The sequence below is a fragment of the Pseudoalteromonas haloplanktis ATCC 14393 genome, assembly GCF_000238355.1.
Classification (GTDB): Bacteria; Pseudomonadota; Gammaproteobacteria; order Enterobacterales; family Alteromonadaceae; genus Pseudoalteromonas; species Pseudoalteromonas haloplanktis.
This window is the reverse complement of sequence record NZ_AHCA01000009.1, coordinates 1-17,636: the sequence shown is the minus strand read 5'-3', so window position 1 is coordinate 17,636 and position 17,636 is coordinate 1. Positions and strand designations below refer to the sequence as shown.

The following is a 17,636-nucleotide window of genomic DNA, read 5'->3' as shown; positions in this document are numbered from 1 at the left end:
AAGAGGCAGGTAAACTAGCCGCCTTTCATCCCTTTTAGAATCAATTTATGCCAACTAATCTTGAGCAGCGTAAAGGCGTTATATTAGCGTGTATGGCCTTTTTTATGTGGGGCCTTGCGCCGATCTATTTTAAGTTATTACAACATATATCAGCATTTGAAATATTAATGCACCGTGTTGTATGGTCTGTTTTGTTTATTGTTGTCATTGTATCCGTTATGCAGCAATGGCATAAAATTCAAGCTGTAATAAGGAAGCCTAAATTATTATTGATGTTGGCTTTAACTGCTGCGCTATTAGGTTTTAATTGGGGGTTGTTCATTTGGGCGGTAAACAATGATCATATGTTGGATGCAAGTTTAGGTTATTACATAAACCCGCTTTTAAATGTATTACTTGGTATGCTCTTTTTAGATGAAAAACTTCGTAAGTGGCAAGGCGTTGCGGTTGCACTTGCATTAAGTGGTGTTGCGATTCAGTTGATCAGTTTTGGCTCGTTTCCTGTTGTGGCATTTTCATTAGCAGGATCTTTTGCTATCTATGGGTTATTACGTAAAAAACTGCCGATAGAGTCTCTGCCTGGTTTACTATTAGAGGCTGTGATTTTATTACCTGTTGCGCTTATTTATTGGTGGTTAATGGCGCCGACTGCAAGTTCTAATTTGATTTTAAACGATTGGCATATGAATGCATTACTGATCAGTGCTGGTGTCGTTACCACCTTACCATTACTTTGTTTTACAGGGGCTGCTAAGCGCTTACAGTATACGACCTTAGGCTTTTTTCAATACATAGGGCCAAGCTTAATGTTTATATTGGCAGTTATGTTTTATGGGGAAGTATTTAGCAATGAAAGAGTGGTGACTTTTGCATGTATTTGGAGCGCCCTTGCTATTTTTAGCTGGGATTCTTACCGCCAATCACAAAAGCGCAAGCGTGAAAATATCCCAGCACCCACTAAGCCTATTTAACCAGAGTTTATACTAATTAAGTACAGACTTTATTGCGGCCTGTTTCTTTGGCTTCATAAAGCTTAATATCAGCCTGTTTCAACAGTTCATCGATTTGATAAACAGGCTGATGCGCATAACCGATAGATAGCGTAAATTGAATTTTTTGCTGGCTAAATTCTGGGCTGTTGAGCTCAATGAAATGGCGAAAGCCTTCTAGATGCTTTAACACATCATTGCTGTTGGTATCACTAAAATAGACCGCAAATTCTTCACCACCCAAACGAGCTGCCAAATACTTTTTAAAGTATTTGGCAAAGCATCTCGCAAGTCCTTTAAGTACTTCATCACCGGCATCATGGCCGTAGGTATCGTTAATTGATTTAAAGTGGTCAATATCAAACATGGCTAACGAAGGTGTTAATTTTGCTTTATGCATTTGCTTTAATGACTTTGCTGTTTCTTCAAAGAAATAACGACGATTAGGAAGCTTAGTTAAATAATCAGTATTGGCTTGTAAGCGAATCGTGGCAATTTGCTCAAGCATATCAACGTTTTGGCTTAATCGACAGTAAAACTCCTCACTGTTAAAGGGTTTTCGTAGATAGTCGTTAGCGCCATTTTTTAAAAAGCGTGCTGATAGATGAGAAGAATCAGAGCCAGAAATTCCAATGATGGCTTTTTCATCATTACTGTATAGGCGACGGATCTCACTGCATAACTCATCGCCATTCATATTCGGCATTTCGTTATCGGTAATAATCACGGCAATGTCGGGAGTGTGTGCAAGTATAGCAAGTGCCTCCACACCATCATTGGCTTCTAAAACCTGGTATTTATGACGCTTTAATAAACTACAAATATGACGGCGGGTTGAAAGAGAATCATCGGCCACTAATACTTTAACGTTTTCATTACGGGGAAGGCGTTGTAATTGTTTCTCTAAATATTGGTAAGCTTGTTTATTTTCTTTGGTGATGTAATCAATAATGGGATATTTTTCAACGGTATCACGGGTTTTTAAATCGATGTTACCAGTCATTACAATAGTGGGGATTTCTGCTTCAATAGTGCAGGGAACGGCTTCCCCTTGCGGGGCATCTGGTAGAATAAAATCCACAACAGCACAAAAATAGTTATTTTTACTGATCAACTCTTTTGCTTGCGCTAGGGATTCGGCTATATCAGCGTCATAGCCAACTTTAATTGCAATGTGTTTTTGCACTCGCGCTATAGTTGGCGTATCTTCAATGATGAGTATTTTCCGTGTCACGTAACACCTTGTTTTTTGGCTGAGCCAAATATAATTGCTTATACAAGTTGTAACTGTTAAAACACGAAAAAGCAAATGACATCATTATTTTTATAGACTATCTGACTCCGAATAGTAGTCTTGGCTCTGCGGTGTTGGACTTGAGATCCTAGAGCGGCCAAATAGCGTATGAAACTTGGCTTTACAGGTTGTCAGCTTGAGGTATTTAATCCACGCACGTTCAATTGCGTTGGTTGGCTCTTGACTACCTGAAACAACAGCAAGAAATTGTGCTTGAATTTCGTTTTGTGGTTCAAGGGTTTTGTTGTATAACCCTTTGAGAACAACGCCGTGCTGCTCGAGTATGCTAGCTTCTAATAAAGTGAAGTTACCGCTGCGGCCGAATCCGCGTGGAAAATTCTGGTCATCATAAAACTGACGTTGGCTTACAAATGCTTGGCGAAGTAATGAAATATCATTGCTCATGGCTGTTTCCTCATGCCCTATTTACTGGCTGGAGTATGGATCAAGTTGCGCAATTTATTAAACAAAAAATTTTTATCGTGAGGATAAATAATTGGATATAGATTTATTAAAAACTTTTGTTGAAGTGGTGCGTACTCGCCACTTTGGTAAAGCAGCTGAAAACCTTTATATCACACAGTCTGCAGTGAGTTTTCGTATTCGTCAATTAGAGCAAGGGTTAGGGGTTAACTTATTTATCCGCCAACGCAATAATATCCAATTGACCGCTCCTGGAGAGCGTTTGCTGCCCCATGCACAAATGATTATAACAGGTATGCAACGAGCTAAATTAGACGTTGCACTTGCGGACAATATGCATAAGCAAGTGAGTTTAGCAGGTACCCCAAATATTTGGGATGCTTTTTTGCAGTTTGGTATTACAAATATCGTTTCAGCTATGCCTGGTGTATCACTGGTTGCAGAAGTGAAAGCGCAACAAGAAAGCACGCGGTTATTATTAGAGCGTACTTTAGATCTCGCTATTTTATTTGATCCGCCTAAAGTCGATGAGTTGGTTGTTGAACGTATTTGCACGTTGCCTATTATTCCTATTAGTGCCTTTGAAGGAGTTGGCAATGAAAACTTTTTTGATAATCAATATGTATACGTAGATTGGGGAACCACGTTTTCTCTTTGGCATGCGCGACAGTTTACTGGTCATACTCCACCTTATTTTCGTACCAGTACTGGACGTATTGCACTAGACTTAATACTGCAATGCGGGGGGAGTGCATTTATTCCAGAAGTATTAGCGAAACCTCACTTAGACAAAGGTGAGTTATATCGAGTACCAGATGTCGAGCATACTTCTCGCGATATTTTTGTGGCGTATCATAGAGACAACGAACAAAAGCCGTTACTTGAAACGTTAGTTAATCTGTTGGTTGAGTTAACGCCAAATATGAGTAGTGAGTTTGGCGTAAAATAGCTTTACTGGTACTTTATCATGCCACAGTGCAATAAATGTTTGTGACAATTTCATGTTGATTTGATTTCATTTTGAATGATTTTTAATGAAATATTTAAGTCGAAAATGTGTCTGCTGTAATATTTCTGTCATTTATCGATGGCAAAATGCAGCCGTATCAAAACTAGTCTGTTGCGTTTATTGAGGAAAGAATATGAAATTTGCAAAATCGAGCCTGTTACTAGCGGCTATTAGTGGTGTGTCTTTCTCGGCATTAGCTGATGTTGAAGTATATGGTAAAGCAAATATCACAGCACAGTCTTCAGATGAAGGCGATGGCTCGTTTACTGAGCTAAAAAGTAATGAGTCACGCTTCGGTATTAAAGGCGGCGAAAAAATAAATGATGGATTAGAAGTTATTTATCAATTTGAGTTTAAAGTTGATGTATCGGATGCGGATTCCAAAGGCGATGAAGACAATATAACTGCACGCAATCAATTTGTCGGTCTTAAAGGTAGCTATGGAATGTTGACAGCAGGTCGTGATTACTCGGCTTTGCGTAAGTCACAAGGTAAAATTGACCAATTCAATGACCTTGAAGGTGACTTAAAGAATGTATTTAAAGGTGAAGTACGTACCGGTAATGCATTACATTATACTTCAAACTCAATGAATGGTTTTAGCGCTTACGCAACATATGTAGTGGAAGATAATGCGCAAGGCGATAACTCTTATTCAGCTGCTGTTACTTACGGCGATAGCAGATTAAAAGAAACTAAGTTTTATGCTGCCATTGCCGGTGATTACGAAATGGAAGGTCACGATATTATTCGTGCAACTGTTGCAACTAAAGTTGCAGGGATAAAGCTAGGTGCAATGTATCAAAGCCAAGAGCGTTTAATAGATAAAGTAGACTCGGATGGTTTTTTGGTGTCAGCTGCCTACGATATTAGTCAATTTACACTAAAAGCACAGTATCAAACCCTTGATAGTGATGATGGCTTAGATAAATCGGGGTATAGTATTGGTGCTGATTATAACTTGAATAAGAATACCCGTTTATTCACATTTTATACCGACTATGATTACGCATTAAAAGATGATGCTAGCTACTTAGCATTAGGTCTTGAATATAAGTTTTAGTTTATCGAATTACGGTAATCAACTAGGCCCTGCAATTTAGCGGGGCTTTTTTATGCCTGCGCATAGTCAGCTTTACCAGCAAGCCAGCGGCTGATTAACATATCAACCTGTTGTGGGTGATGCTTTAACATTTGCAAGGCAATCGGCCGGACTTGGTTCAAGGTGTGCTTATCTCGGGTTAAATCAGCGATTTTAAATTCAGCTAAACCCGTTTGCTTGGTACCGAGTACCTCACCAGGACCACGAATTTCTAAATCGCGCTCTGCGATAACAAATCCATCATTACTATCTCTGAGTACTGCTAGGCGTTTTTGTGCAGTGTATGAAAGTGGTGCGTGATACAGTAATACGCAATGCGACGCCGTGGCTCCTCGACCTACGCGGCCGCGTAACTGATGTAACTGGGCAAGACCTAAGCGCTCAGGATTCTCAATAATAATTAAACTAGCATTTGGCACATCAACCCCGACTTCAATAACCGTGGTTGCGACTAATACATGAATATTACCCGCTTTGAACTCGCTCATAATTGCTTGTTTTTCAGCGGCTTTCATGCGCCCGTGCACCAAACCAACCTTCAATTGTGGTAAGGCTTGGGTTAATTGCTGAGCACTGTCTTCAGCTGCTTGGCATTGCAGTGCTTCTGATTCATCAATTAATGTGCATACCCAATAAACTTGACGACCTTGTTCAGTACAAGCTGTTCTTACCCGAGCTATAATTTCATCACGGCGAATGTCAGGCAGTGCAACGGTGGTAATGGGGGTTCGACCCGGCGGTAACTCGTCGATAATCGATGTTTCTAAGTCTGCATAGGCGGTCATTGCCAAGGTGCGTGGTATTGGTGTGGCCGTCATCACTAATTGATGTGGGTAACAGTTATTAAAGCGACCTTTTTCTCGCAGTGATAAGCGCTGGTGGACACCAAATCGGTGTTGCTCATCGATAATGATCAATACCAAGTTATTAAACACTACTTGCTCTTGAAATAACGCGTGGGTGCCGACAATCATTTGCGCTTCGCCAGAGGCTATTTTCTCTAAAGTAGCACTGCGCTCTTTGCCTTTGGTTTTGCCACCTAGCCAAGCTGTAGTGATACCTAGCGCTTGAAACCAGTTTTCGAAGGTTATGCCATGTTGCTCAGATAAAATCTCAGTAGGTGCCATTAATGCGACCTGATAGCCTTGTGCGATTGCTGTTAAGGCGCTTAAGGCGGCAACGAGTGTTTTTCCTGAGCCAACATCACCTTGAACTAAGCGCATCATTGGGTAGGGGTGCTGTAAATCACTTTTTATTTCTGCCACCACTTTACTTTGTGCATTGGTTGGGGCAAAAGGCAGTAGCGCTAAAAACTCTTTCTCTAATTGATTTATTGGCGACAGTGGCACGGCTTGCTGCTGTTGACCTTGTTGGCGCAATTTCAATAAACTTAGGTTTTGTGCTAGCAACTCTTCAAATACCAACCGCTGCTGCGCTGGGTGCAAGCCTTGCTCAAGGGCTGTTAAGTCAACATTATTTGCTGGGCGATGCAGTAATAATAGTGCGTCAGTTAAGTTAATATTGCCATGCTGAAATTGCTTGGGTAATAGCTCTTCAACGTGATACTTATTGAGCAAGTCAATTGCTTGATCGCTTAAAGAGCGAATCGATAGTTGTTTTAAGCCCTCAGTTGTTGGATAAACGGGGGTTAGCGTGGTCGCTGTAGGCTGTTCGCTCGGTGTATCGCTGAGGCTGTATTCAGGGTGGGTCATTTCATAGCCCACTCTGCCACGGCGTATTTCACCAAAACAGCGGATCACTTTTCCACTACTTAAGTTATTTTTTTGTGCTGCCGTAAAGTTAAAAAAGCGTAATGTTAATCGTCCGGTACCATCATTTACTTGGCACACCAGCATACGTCGCTTACCAAACGTGATTTGGCTGGTTTCTATGGTTGCTTCAATTGTTACATGGCTATGAACAGCTAAATCACAGATATTGTAAACACGGGTACGGTCTTCATAACGCAGTGGTAAGTGGAAGAGCATATCTTGTACTGTGCTGATCCCCAGCTTTTTAAGGCGCTCAGCCATCTTCGGGCCAACACCTTTGAGATCAGTAATTGGATAGCGACTTAAAGCTGGTTTTGACAAAATAGGCTCAAATCATTCATTTTTAGATGGTTTTTAGTTTACGTGCGAAAGCTTTAGTCATCAAGCATGTTTTAGCCGTTGCCAAAAGGCATCATCAGCCATGATCTCGCCATTATCATCAAGTGCTGGGTAGGGGAGTGACTTTTCTCTGCATTTTTGCGCAATGATTGGATGGCAGCCTTCAAATAGCATTGCATGTTTTACAGTTTCATCAAGCATAGTACGTTCATATAAACCTGCTTTTAGGCGCTGGTCTTGTGCTTCAAATAAAATCAAAGCAGCTGCTACTGATACATTGAGTGACTGCGCCATTCCCTGCATTGGGATAATGATATTTTTATCAGCGTGAGCCAGTGCTTGTGGCGATATGCCAGTTTTTTCTTGGCCGACAATAATTGCTGTAGGAAGTGTGTAGTCTATATCGCGATAATCAACGGCATCAGGGCTAAGATTAGTAGCAAGAACTTGGACTTTCGGATTGTGCTGACGCATCATTGCCACTGCATTATCAATATCCTTATGCAGGTGCGTTGCGATCCAATTTTTACTGCCACCAGAGGTGTTATTAGTTAGCCATTTTTGGTTTTGTGGCCACACAGCATGTACATGATGGCAGCCTACCGCATCCGCACTGCGAACAATCGCAGACAAGTTATGGTGTTTATGCACATCTTCTAAGCACACGGTTAAATCAGTTTGACGGCGATCAAGTACGTGTTTTATACGATGGTAGCGAGTATTTTCCATTTTTAGCCTTGTCTGAACTCATAAAATTGCCGCAATTATACGGGAATTAGTGCCTTAAGGCATTACTGAGCGGCTTATTGGATTTTGTAGCGAAATGAGCGTTTCGGTTGACTGTATGGCTTCGATAGCTTGAATTTTATTGATCAGTACATCTTGTAAATGATCAATTGAACGCGTCATTACCTTAATAAAAATACTGTAGTTACCGGTTGTGTAATAAGCCTCAACCACTTCTTCAAGTTCTTTTAAATGCAGTAAAGTTTGCGGGTAGTCTCGAGCATTATTAAGGTTTATACCTATAAAACAGCAGACGTCATAGCCAAGTTGTTTGGCATTAATGCTGACTTGAGTGCCGGTGATGATCCCTGCATGTTTCATTTTTTCAACACGAACATGAATAGTCCCGGCACTGACTGCAAATCGTTTAGCTAATTCTGCATAGGCAGTACGGGCATTATCCATTAAGGCGTGAAGGATCTGTTTATCGAGATTATCGATTTGATAATTTTCCATGTAAATAAGTCGCTATAATTATTGAATCTCTATTTTTTATACCATCAAATTAATTGAAATTATATATTAAAGCTCTTTTTGTTATTGGTTATTGAATTAAAATGCTAAATAGTTGAGGATTGCTTTAACGACATGGTTGCTGCAGCGCAACTATGCACTTTTAGCAAGTAACAATAACTGGGAATGAGGCCAATTATTATGCGTTCACAATTTATGCAGCAACAGCTGCAAATTAGCAAAGTGAAACACTATTTTTCACAGCAATTAGAGCAACAATTAGGCTTAATTGAAGTACAAGCCCCTATTTTGGCTAAAGTAGGCGACGGTATTCAAGATAACCTTAGTGGCACTGAAAATGCGGTTGCGGTAAATGTTAAAACCATTCCACAGAGCCAATTTGAAGTGGTTCACTCTTTAGCAAAGTGGAAGCGTAAAACATTAGCGGATCATGGTTTTGCTATTGGTGAAGGCTTATATACACATATGAAAGCATTGCGCCCGGATGAAGAGTCACTAAGCCCGATCCACTCAGTGTATGTTGACCAATGGGATTGGGAAAAAGTCATTTGTGCTAGCACTGAGCGCTCTTTAGATAAATTAAAAGAAACAGTGCGTGCATTGTATAAAGGGTTAAAAGCAACTGAGCAATTTGTTGCGGATGAATTTGCTATCAGCCCTTTTTTACCAGCTGAAATTACCTTTGTGCATAGTGAGCAATTACGTCAAATGTATCCTGATTTTACCGCTAAGCAGCGTGAAAAAGCCATTACTCAGGAGTATGGCGCGGTGTTTTTAATAGGTATTGGTGGAGTATTGGCTGATGGCAAAATTCATGATGTACGTGCGCCTGATTATGACGATTGGTCAACCCAAACCTGTGAGCAGTATAGTGGTTTAAATGGTGATATTTTACTATGGAACCCAGTGCTTGAAGATGCTTTTGAAATTTCTTCAATGGGGATCCGTGTATCACCAGAGGCGTTAGTTGCTCAACTAGCGATCACTGGTGACGAAGGACGATTAGAGTTTGATTGGCATAAGCAATTGCTCGCTAAAGAGCTGCCACAAACTATCGGTGGTGGTATTGGTCAATCACGTTTGGCTATGTTGTTATTGCAAAAGTCGCACATTGGTCAAGTACAAGTAGGTGTGTGGCCTGCAGATTTAAAACAAAATATTGCGGGTATTTTGTAAGTAGTATTAAGCAATAAGAGACTAACTAAGGCTAGTCTCTATCTGTTTGTGATCAACTGGTTTTAAATTCAATTTCTATCTTCCCTTCTTGCAATTTTACATTGCACGGAGGGTAGCTACGGTTAGTTTTCAATACCTTATCAAAAATATGGATTTCAACACCCGAGTGTAATTTCTTATTAACTGCTAGATTGGCATTATTGAGTAGCCCATATAAGTGATGTTCTAAATTCGATAAGCGCTTTTCGAGTTGTTCAGCTTGTTGGCAATAATGAGTTTGAGTAGCGCCTATTTTGGCTAGCAGGAGTTTTTTCTTTTCCGCGTCTTTAAGTAAATCAGCTTTTTCAATAGTCGCTTGCAACGTATCAAGTTGCTCATCTGTTTTAGCTAGCTCTTTTAGGCACTCATCTGTTTCTGCAGTAATAGCTCGCCCTGATGCAGCCATATTAATGAGCATTTTGGCACCAGACTCATTGCCAATCTCACCGGCTGTGATCATCCCAGCATCAAGAATTTCACCGCCAAATAGTTTACCTTGAGGATTATCAGCTTGGCCAATTTGTAGTAACTGCGTCGCTTTCATTGCGCAGTGGCTCGCTTGGCGTTCAATAAAAATATTATTACCAGCAAGGTAACTATATTGGGCGTGCGATAGATGAATATTACCTTCACAAATAATTTTACACGAGAGGGTTTTATCTTCTAGCTGGTGGCCAATAACACCTTGTTTAATAGTAATATCGCCTTGAGCAGTTAACTCACCGGATTCAACCGTGCCCATAACGGTAATATCGCCTTTGGCAGTCACTTTCATGCCCGGCTCAATGTTGTGAGTGACGATAACACTGCCATCAAAATTAACATGACCACTTTTCACGGTTACATCGGAAATAGTAAAAATATCATCAACGCGCATACCATTTTGAATTTCGACTGGTACGCCTGCAATGGTTGATATTAGCTCTAGCGGATTGGTTTTAGATATTTCGCTGCCTTCTCCGGCAACCAAAGGGCTACTTTCCCCCGGTTTCGCGGGTAAAATATCACCTTTAACGGTAAAGCCTTCTTTACCTGGAGTTGCAGGTTGCTGTTTAACTAATAATGTTCCCGGTTCAACACTGGCCAACTTGCCAAAGTCGCGCATATCTACAGTGCCATCTTCACGTAACTTCGGTGTTTTTAATCGTTCTTTTAGTGTTTGTACTTGAGGGAAAAGTTTGGATGATTTTCCGTCTTCAGGCAAGCGACCTTTTGCGAGTATGCCTTTAACTGTGGTACCTGCGGGTAATTCAAACTGTTTCTGTAAAAGCTGTTCTAAAAAAACTTGTTTGTAGCCTCTCGCAACTCCCGCTTTAATTAATTGCTGCTTCGCTAAATCTAAACCTAGCACTTTACCACCTTGCGCAATTGTAAGTTCACCGGTGGCTAACATTTTATCATCGCTGATAGTCACGACTAGGCTGGCATCATGCTTACTAGCGACAACTAAACTGCGTTCACTATTGGGTTCTTTAAAATAAGCGTTTATGGCATCGTGATCTATTCGGCATTCACAGAATGTCGATTTTTCGAGTGCTTCAATAATGAAGGCGGCACTGGGTGGTGAATGTTCTATAACATCAAGTAATACATTACCGTTATGAGCAAGCTTAAACACGGATTATCCTTTTACAACAATTAAGTTAAAGGTTTTTATTATTTATAATGATAGAGTGCTAGAGATTTGGGGTAGAGTCAAGAAAATCGAAGGTGAGATTAGATAAGGGCAATAAACCTAAGTATTTATTCTTAGGTTTATTACCCCTTTAGTCTTGGTTAGTTTGTAGACGGTAATTCCATAATTCCATCAATTTCAACTTGCACGTTTTTTGGTAGTGCACGTACACCGATTGCTGCGCGTGCAGGGTAAGGTGCTTTGAAATATTGGCTCATTACTTCGTTTACAGTAGCAAAATTAGATAAGTCAGTTAAATAGATGTTCACTTTTACTAAATCTTGAATGCTACCACCGGCTTCTTTACATACCGCGCTGATATTTTTAAATACTTGATGTGTCTGCTCTGCAAAATCTTCAGAGATCACTTCCATCGTAGCTGGCACTAAAGGGATTTGACCAGATAAGTAAACGGCCGTGCCAACCTTAACAGCTTGGCTGTATGTACCGATTGCAGCAGGTGCTTGTTCGGTAGAGATAAATGCTTTATTCATGATTTTCCTATGTTATTTTTTACGATAGACTTTTTGAACATCAGGCATAACGCGAATGCGGCGCATGATATTAGCAACATGGACACGGTTTTTAACAGTGATCCCTAAATCTATCACGTACAAATTACTTTCTTTTTCATCAGTGGCAATTTCCACTATGTTTGCTTGGGTTGTCGCAATCACATTGGTTAATTTTGCTAATGCACCTTGGTGATTAATAATCTCTACTCGCAGTGCTGCAATATACTCTTTCTCAGGGTTATCATCCCATTTTACGACTAAATATTTAGAGCGTTCAGTTTCCCAACCACGAATATTTTTACATTCCTGGCGATGAACTGTAATGCCTTTACCTTGGCTAATGTGTGCCGTAATTGCATCTCCAGGCACTGGTCTACAACATTTAGAATAGTTAACTAACATGCCCTCAGTACCAATAATGGTCGCTTTGGCATTTTTAGTTAGATCGCTTAAGTCATCATTATCGTTTTGTAACAGGCGACGCGCGATCAACATACTCATTAAATTACCGCAGCCAATTTCAACTAATAGCTCTAACACTGTATTAAGTTCATGCTCTGCTAAAACACGGTTGATATTTTCTGCAGGTAAGTCATCAAATTTAGTTTCACCTAAGGCTGAATCCAATAAACGACGGCCAAGGAGTAGAGCTTCTTCATGATGTTGGCTCTTCAGGTAGTTTCGAATACCCAAACGGGCTTTGCCAGTGACAATAAAGTTGAGCCAAGTTGCATTAGGATGGGCACCTGAACTTGTTATAACCTCAACAGTTTGACCCGTATCAAGTGCCTTACTAAGTGGATGAGGCTTACGATTTACACGAGCACCGACACAAGTATTGCCAACATCAGTATGTACCGCATAGGCAAAATCAACAGCTGTTGCGCCCATGGGTAATTCAACTATGCGACCATCGGGAGTAAATACATAAATTTCTTCAGGGAATAGCTCTGTTTTAACGTTTTCAACAAATTCAAATGACGAGCCGGCACTTTGTTGTAACTCTAGTAAGCTTTGCATCCATTGACGCGCACGTTGCTGTGCCGTGTGGCCTGCGCTATCACCGGCCTTTTTATACATCCAATGTGCAGCAACGCCTTTATCTGCCATATGATCCATATCGTGAGTACGAATTTGGATCTCAACAGGGATACCATGTGGGCCTACTAATGAAGTATGTAGTGATTGATAGCCATTAGTCTTTGGTACCGCAATATAGTCTTTAAAGCGCGTTTCAATCGGTTTATATAAATTATGTGCAACCCCTAATACGCGATAACAGGTGTCCATTGATTCAACTGCAATTCTAAAGGCGTAAATGTCCATCACTTCATTAAATAGCAACTCTTTATTCAACATTTTTTTGTAGATACTATATAAATGCTTCTCACGACCTGAAACGGTAGCTTTGATACCTGCTTCCTCAAGTCGAGCAGTGATCTCTGTTTGAATATTTGAAATGACTTCTTTACGATTACCTCGGGCTTTAGCAACTTCTGATTTTAAAGCGCGATGACGCATAGGGTAGAGTGCTTGAAAGCCTAAATCCTCAAGCTCATTTTTTATATCGTGAATACCTAGACGGTTAGCAATTGGCGCATAAATTTCTAGTGTTTCACGTGCTATGCGGCGGCGCTTATCCGGACGTAGAGCACCGAGAGTACGCATATTGTGGGTGCGATCGGCAAGCTTAATCAAAATAACCCGAATGTCTTGGGTCATTGCCATAATCATTTTTCGATAATTCTCAGCTTGGAACTCTTTTTTATCTTTAAAGCTGAGCTTATCTAGTTTGCTAACGCCTTCAACCAACTCGGCAACAGTATCGCCAAATATTTCTGCTAAATCTTGTTGGCTAAAGTCGGTGTCTTCAATCACATCATGCATTAATGCGGCCATTAATGTTTCATGATCTAAGTGCATGCCAGCTAAAATTTGGCTTACTTCAACAGGGTGAGTAATGTAAGGCTCGCCGCTTGAGCGAGTTTGACCTTCATGGGCCTCTCGGGCTACCACGTAAGCTTTTTGTACTAACTCTACATCGGCTGCAGGTAAGTATTCAGATATTTTCTTTTTTAGACCTTCAAAAAGATACATTCACACTCCAATGTTCTCGTGAAGCAATTAGGTAACGGTATGTTAAGAATATACGATGAAAAGAAGGGATTGCCAACGGCTAGCGTAGAAATACTACGCCGTTGGCTAAATCAGACTAGTAAGTCAGATTATTGGTTGCCGCCTACAATTGCTGCTACAGCAGCCATTTCAGCTGCTTCTTGGTGTTGTTGCTCTTCACGATCGATAAGATCCATTGATGAACTATCTACTAAACCAAGTTCAATTTCACGTAAAGCAACAACTGTTGGTTTATCGTTTTCAGGGTCAACAAATGGTTTTTTACCACCCACTGCGATTTGGCGGGCACGACGAGCCGCAACTAAAATTAAGTCAAAACGATTACCAATTGCATCTACTGCATCTTCAACAGTTACGCGAGCCATCTTCAGCACTCCAAATAAATTTTTAAGCAAAGACGTAGTTTACTGCACGTAGTCAGATTCGCCAATAGCTTGTGGTTAATTTAAACAAATAAAATACGGGCTTAATAAAAATAACGATTATTTAAGCAAATCAGTGAGCAATTTTTGATGACGTATAGCTTGGCTTTGAAGTGATAAGCGCTTTGCTAATACGATTGTTTCAATTTCGTTGAGTGCAGTAGCAAAATCATCATTAACGACAACATAATCGTATTCGTCAAAATGAGATGTTTCTGACTGTGCTTTTGCCATTCTGCCAGCAATTACTTGTTGAGAGTCTTGGCCACGATTATTTAAGCGTGATTCAAGCTCGGCTTTCGATGGTGGTAGAATAAAAATAGTTTCAACATCAGCAACTAGCTCGCGAACTTGGCGGGCGCCTTGCCAATCAATATCTAAAAATACATCAATGCCAGCAGTCAATTGCTGCTCAATAGCCTGTTTAGATGTACCGTAGTAGTTATCAAAAACTTGCGCCCACTCAAAAAAATCATTTTTCTCTATCAGCGCTTTAAATTCTTCAACAGTAACAAAGTGGTAATGCACACCGTTTTCTTCCCCTGGACGAGGCGAGCGAGTCGTATGTGATACCGATACTTTCATATCACTATGTTTTGCTAACAATGCATTGATTAAGCTCGATTTACCCGCACCAGAAGGGGCCGATAAAATAAATAAGTTTCCGCGAGTTTGCGTCATGAATTTGTTCTCTTACTAAAAATAAATAGGCTTGAGTTACGAGTAACTCAAGCCTTTAATAGTTGTATTGTACTTTATTTGAGTAATTTTGCTCAAGTTGAGCGAGTTATTGATTATTCAATATTTTGGATCTGCTCGCGCATTTGCTCAATCAATACTTTAAGTTCTACTGCGGCATTAGTGATGTCGCTGTTGATTGATTTAGAGGCGAGGGTGTTAGCTTCGCGGTTAAACTCTTGCATCATGAAATCTAAACGACGACCACATGCGCCACCCTTTTTAAGGATTTTTTTTGTTTCCTTAACGTGAGACTTTAAACGATCAAGTTCTTCGGCTACGTCTTGTTTTTGTGCAAGATAAATAAGTTCCTGTTCAAGACGAGACTCATCGATATCGGTTTTTAAATCTTCCAACTTTTGGTTGAGTTTTTCACGTTGCCATTTGGCAATCTCTGGCATATGGGTTTCTACAACAGCAACTTGTTCTAAAATACCATCAAGACGCGTTGCAATCATTTCTTCAAGGTTAGCACCTTCGGAAGCTCTTGCTAACTTGAAGTCTTCGATTACTTGATCAAAACCTGCAATAAGTGCGGTGTTTACGCTGTCCATGTCAAGCTCTTCAGCTTCCATAACGCCAGGCCAGCGCAGGATATCAACAGGGTTAATATCGCCATTACTTTGCTGTTGAACCCACTTAGCACTATTAATTAGCTGCGCGGCCAGTGCTTCATTAATAGATAGCTCACCAACGTGGGCTGGATTTGCGACAAACTTTAAAAAGACTTCGACTTTACCGCGTTGTAAATGTTTACGTAAGCGCTCGCGAATAACAGGCTCCATGCCACGAAATTGCTCAGGGGCGCGAATAAAAGTTTCAAGGTAACGTTGGTTGACTGAACGAACTTCCCACGTGCCAGTGCCCCAATCGCCTTTAATTTCGCGACGCGCGTAAGCAGTCATACTGTGGATCATGGATGATTTCCTAGTTTTATTTATTCAATATTAATTTGATTATACCGTAACACTGCATAAGCTCTAGCGGAAATTTTTGTTGATGAGAATTTTACAATCGGCTTTTGTACAAATCAGCATGGCATCTGAGTACACATCGACTTATAATACGTAAAATTATGAATTAAGGGGATCGTTAATGCGTCCAAGCGAAAGAACACCTAACCAAATTAGACCGGTTACATTTACCCGTAATTATACATTACATGCTGAAGGATCTGTGCTGGTTGAGTTTGGTAACACTAAAGTACTTTGTACAGCAACTGTTGAATCAGGTGTACCGCGTTTTATGAAAGGCCAAGGTAAAGGATGGATCACAGCTGAGTACGGTATGTTGCCGCGCTCAACCCATACTCGAAATGGTCGTGAAGCGGCGCGTGGAAAGCAAGGCGGTCGTACCATGGAAATTCAACGTTTAATTGCGCGTGCTCTGCGTGCCGCAGTTGACTTAAAAGCGTTAGGTGAAAATACCATCACTATCGATTGCGATGTTATTCAAGCTGATGGCGGTACGCGTACCGCGTCAATTAGTGGTGCGTGTGTAGCGTTAGTCGATGCACTTACACATATGCGTAGTAAAGGTACGATCAATTCAAACCCACTTAAATTTATGATAGCAGCAATCTCGGTTGGTATTTATAAAGGCCAAGCAATTACTGATTTAGAATATTTAGAAGATTCTGATGCTGAAACCGATATGAATGTCATTCTTACTGAAACCGGTAAAATTATCGAAGTACAAGGTACCGCAGAAGGTGAACCATTCTCGTTTGATGAACTAGATGAGTTACTAACTCTTGCTAAGCATTCGATTCGCGAAATTATTGACGTCCAAAAACAAGCATTAGCTTAATAAAGAAATAGGTTTATATAGTAATGAAAGATTATCAAATCGAGTTTATTGAATTTGCACTTGAAAAGCAGGTGCTAAAGTTTGGTGAGTTTACCTTAAAATCTGGCCGTACTAGCCCTTATTTCTTTAATGCTGGTTTATTTAATACAGGACGTGACCTTGCACGTCTTGGTCGTTTTTATGCCGCAGCCCTTGAAGATGCTGCGATTGACTATGATGTATTATTTGGCCCAGCTTATAAAGGTATTCCGATTGCAACAACTACTGCAGTTGCACTTGCTGATCATCACGATAAAGATGTGCCTTATTGCTTTAACCGTAAAGAGAAGAAAGCACACGGTGAAGGGGGCACATTAGTTGGCTCTGAGCTTAAAGGTAAAATCATGTTAGTTGATGACGTGATCACCGCAGGCACAGCTATTCGTGAATCAATGGAAATCATTGCACAAAACGGTGCTGACTTAAGTGGGGTGTTAATCGCGCTTGATCGTCAAGAAAAAGGTAAAGCAGAGTTATCAGCTATTCAAGAAGTAGAGCGTGACTTTGGTACTAAAGTTATTTCGATAGTAAAACTGGCCGATCTTATTAGTTACCTTGAAAGCAAAGGTACTATGAATGAGCACTTAGCATCTGTAAAAGCCTACCGAGAGCAATACGGTATTGCTTAATTAAGCTTTGATAAATTGTTATCTAACAAATTATCTAACAAAAAGCCCAGTGATCATCACTGGGCTTTTTACGTTTTATAACTCCCGCAGGTTAAGGTGAAGTAAAAAAAGTATCACTTTTGTAGAGTTTGGTTTGATTTTTGAACGAACAGAGTTTTATTTTAAGTTTTCTTCAATAAAGGGTTGATCTGTTTTTGGATCTCCCTATAATGCGACCCCACTGAGACGGCAGAGCAGGCAACGCTTAGCGAGGCAGCAGCTAATCAGTAA

General features: G+C 40.5%; 17 protein-coding genes. 6 read left to right on the top strand and 11 right to left on the bottom strand.

What is annotated here, in order from left to right; genetic code table 11:
* Window positions 1-47 precede the first annotated feature (47 nt).
* Complete coding sequence (gene rarD / locus PHAL_RS0115865) at window positions 48-971, top strand: EamA family transporter RarD (RefSeq protein WP_016709409.1); 924 nt, start codon at window positions 48-50, stop codon at window positions 969-971.
* A 16-nt stretch (window positions 972-987) separates the two neighbouring features.
* On the opposite strand, the gene PHAL_RS0115860 is transcribed toward rarD, so the two are convergent.
* Window positions 988-2,223: a response regulator gene (locus PHAL_RS0115860; protein ID WP_016709408.1), complete on the bottom strand. Its 1,236-nt coding sequence runs from the start codon at window positions 2,221-2,223 to the stop codon at window positions 988-990.
* 90 nt (window positions 2,224-2,313) lie between these two features.
* Window positions 2,314-2,688 (bottom strand): DUF413 domain-containing protein, encoded by a 375-nt coding sequence (locus PHAL_RS0115855; protein WP_016709407.1) that lies wholly within the window; start codon window positions 2,686-2,688, stop codon window positions 2,314-2,316.
* A gap of 91 nt (window positions 2,689-2,779) precedes the next feature.
* Here PHAL_RS0115855 and PHAL_RS0115845 point away from each other — a divergent pair, with 91 nt between their 5' ends.
* Window positions 2,780-3,655, top strand: a complete 876-nt coding sequence (locus PHAL_RS0115845; RefSeq protein WP_016709405.1) for a LysR family transcriptional regulator — start codon at window positions 2,780-2,782, stop codon at window positions 3,653-3,655.
* Window positions 3,656-3,848: 193 nt separating this feature from the next.
* Complete coding sequence (locus PHAL_RS0115840) at window positions 3,849-4,778, top strand: porin (protein ID WP_016709404.1); 930 nt, start codon at window positions 3,849-3,851, stop codon at window positions 4,776-4,778.
* 50 nt (window positions 4,779-4,828) lie between these two features.
* Here the strand turns inward: PHAL_RS0115840 and recG are convergent, their stop codons facing one another.
* From recG to asnC, 3 genes are read right to left on the bottom strand one after another with little or no spacing between them, the layout of a single operon-like run.
* Window positions 4,829-6,910 (bottom strand): ATP-dependent DNA helicase RecG, encoded by a 2,082-nt coding sequence (recG, locus tag PHAL_RS0115835; RefSeq protein ID WP_029216197.1) that lies wholly within the window; start codon window positions 6,908-6,910, stop codon window positions 4,829-4,831.
* A gap of 60 nt (window positions 6,911-6,970) precedes the next feature.
* Window positions 6,971-7,657, bottom strand: coding sequence for a tRNA (guanosine(18)-2'-O)-methyltransferase TrmH (gene trmH, locus PHAL_RS0115830; RefSeq protein WP_016709402.1), 687 nt, complete (start codon window positions 7,655-7,657; stop codon window positions 6,971-6,973).
* 54 nt (window positions 7,658-7,711) lie between these two features.
* Complete coding sequence (gene asnC / locus PHAL_RS0115825; RefSeq protein WP_016709401.1) at window positions 7,712-8,170, bottom strand: transcriptional regulator AsnC; 459 nt, start codon at window positions 8,168-8,170, stop codon at window positions 7,712-7,714.
* Window positions 8,171-8,368: 198 nt separating this feature from the next.
* Here asnC and asnA point away from each other — a divergent pair, with 198 nt between their 5' ends.
* A complete protein-coding gene (gene asnA, locus PHAL_RS0115820; protein ID WP_016709400.1) occupies window positions 8,369-9,364 on the top strand; it encodes an aspartate--ammonia ligase in 996 nt (331 codons plus the stop codon).
* A gap of 52 nt (window positions 9,365-9,416) precedes the next feature.
* Here the strand turns inward: asnA and PHAL_RS0115815 are convergent, their stop codons facing one another.
* The 6 genes from PHAL_RS0115815 to PHAL_RS0115790 all read right to left on the bottom strand — a co-directional run bounded on the left by PHAL_RS0115815 (window position 9,417) and on the right by PHAL_RS0115790 (window position 15,806).
* Window positions 9,417-11,021, bottom strand: a complete 1,605-nt coding sequence (locus PHAL_RS0115815; protein WP_016709399.1) for a DUF342 domain-containing protein — start codon at window positions 11,019-11,021, stop codon at window positions 9,417-9,419.
* A gap of 158 nt (window positions 11,022-11,179) precedes the next feature.
* The gene (locus PHAL_RS0115810; protein WP_016709398.1) at window positions 11,180-11,572 is read right to left on the bottom strand and encodes a RidA family protein; all 393 of its coding nucleotides are present in this window, start codon (window positions 11,570-11,572) and stop codon (window positions 11,180-11,182) included.
* A 12-nt stretch (window positions 11,573-11,584) separates the two neighbouring features.
* A complete protein-coding gene (spoT, locus tag PHAL_RS0115805) occupies window positions 11,585-13,690 on the bottom strand; it encodes a bifunctional GTP diphosphokinase/guanosine-3',5'-bis pyrophosphate 3'-pyrophosphohydrolase (protein ID WP_016709397.1) in 2,106 nt (701 codons plus the stop codon).
* 128 nt (window positions 13,691-13,818) lie between these two features.
* Window positions 13,819-14,094, bottom strand: coding sequence for a DNA-directed RNA polymerase subunit omega (gene rpoZ, locus PHAL_RS0115800; protein ID WP_016709396.1), 276 nt, complete (start codon window positions 14,092-14,094; stop codon window positions 13,819-13,821).
* 117 nt (window positions 14,095-14,211) lie between these two features.
* On the bottom strand, window positions 14,212-14,832 hold the full coding sequence (gmk, locus tag PHAL_RS0115795) for a guanylate kinase (RefSeq protein WP_016709395.1): 621 nt from the start codon (window positions 14,830-14,832) through the stop codon (window positions 14,212-14,214).
* Window positions 14,833-14,945: 113 nt separating this feature from the next.
* Entirely contained in the window at window positions 14,946-15,806 is an 861-nt protein-coding gene (locus PHAL_RS0115790) for a YicC/YloC family endoribonuclease (protein WP_016709394.1), read from the bottom strand.
* Between the two features lie 178 nt (window positions 15,807-15,984).
* Between PHAL_RS0115790 and rph the strand changes: the two genes are divergently transcribed.
* Together rph and pyrE are read left to right on the top strand one after the other, a co-directional pair.
* Window positions 15,985-16,698 carry a ribonuclease PH gene (gene rph, locus PHAL_RS0115785; RefSeq protein ID WP_016709393.1) on the top strand — a complete coding sequence of 238 codons (714 nt, stop codon included), beginning with the start codon at window positions 15,985-15,987 and terminating at the stop codon, window positions 16,696-16,698.
* A gap of 23 nt (window positions 16,699-16,721) precedes the next feature.
* On the top strand, window positions 16,722-17,366 hold the full coding sequence (pyrE, locus tag PHAL_RS0115780) for an orotate phosphoribosyltransferase (RefSeq protein WP_016709392.1): 645 nt from the start codon (window positions 16,722-16,724) through the stop codon (window positions 17,364-17,366).
* The last annotated feature ends 270 nt before the right edge of the window (window positions 17,367-17,636 follow it).

Bases quoted from the DNA above. Each gene is read 5' to 3' on its own strand.
- rarD (WP_016709409.1), top strand. From the start codon at position 48: ATGCCAACTAATCTTGAGCAGCGTAAAGGCGTTATATTAGCGTGTATG.
- PHAL_RS0115855 (WP_016709407.1), bottom strand. From the start codon at position 2,688: ATGAGCAATGATATTTCATTACTTCGCCAAGCATTTGTAAGCCAACGT.
- PHAL_RS0115840 (WP_016709404.1), top strand. From the start codon at position 3,849: ATGAAATTTGCAAAATCGAGCCTGTTACTAGCGGCTATTAGTGGTGTG.
- trmH (WP_016709402.1), bottom strand. From the start codon at position 7,657: ATGGAAAATACTCGCTACCATCGTATAAAACACGTACTTGATCGCCGT.
- asnC (WP_016709401.1), bottom strand. From the start codon at position 8,170: ATGGAAAATTATCAAATCGATAATCTCGATAAACAGATCCTTCACGCC.
- asnA (WP_016709400.1), top strand. From the start codon at position 8,369: ATGCGTTCACAATTTATGCAGCAACAGCTGCAAATTAGCAAAGTGAAA.
- PHAL_RS0115810 (WP_016709398.1), bottom strand. From the start codon at position 11,572: ATGAATAAAGCATTTATCTCTACCGAACAAGCACCTGCTGCAATCGGT.
- spoT (WP_016709397.1), bottom strand. From the start codon at position 13,690: ATGTATCTTTTTGAAGGTCTAAAAAAGAAAATATCTGAATACTTACCT.
- rpoZ (WP_016709396.1), bottom strand. From the start codon at position 14,094: ATGGCTCGCGTAACTGTTGAAGATGCAGTAGATGCAATTGGTAATCGT.
- gmk (WP_016709395.1), bottom strand. From the start codon at position 14,832: ATGACGCAAACTCGCGGAAACTTATTTATTTTATCGGCCCCTTCTGGT.
- PHAL_RS0115790 (WP_016709394.1), bottom strand. From the start codon at position 15,806: ATGATCCACAGTATGACTGCTTACGCGCGTCGCGAAATTAAAGGCGAT.
- rph (WP_016709393.1), top strand. From the start codon at position 15,985: ATGCGTCCAAGCGAAAGAACACCTAACCAAATTAGACCGGTTACATTT.
- pyrE (WP_016709392.1), top strand. From the start codon at position 16,722: ATGAAAGATTATCAAATCGAGTTTATTGAATTTGCACTTGAAAAGCAG.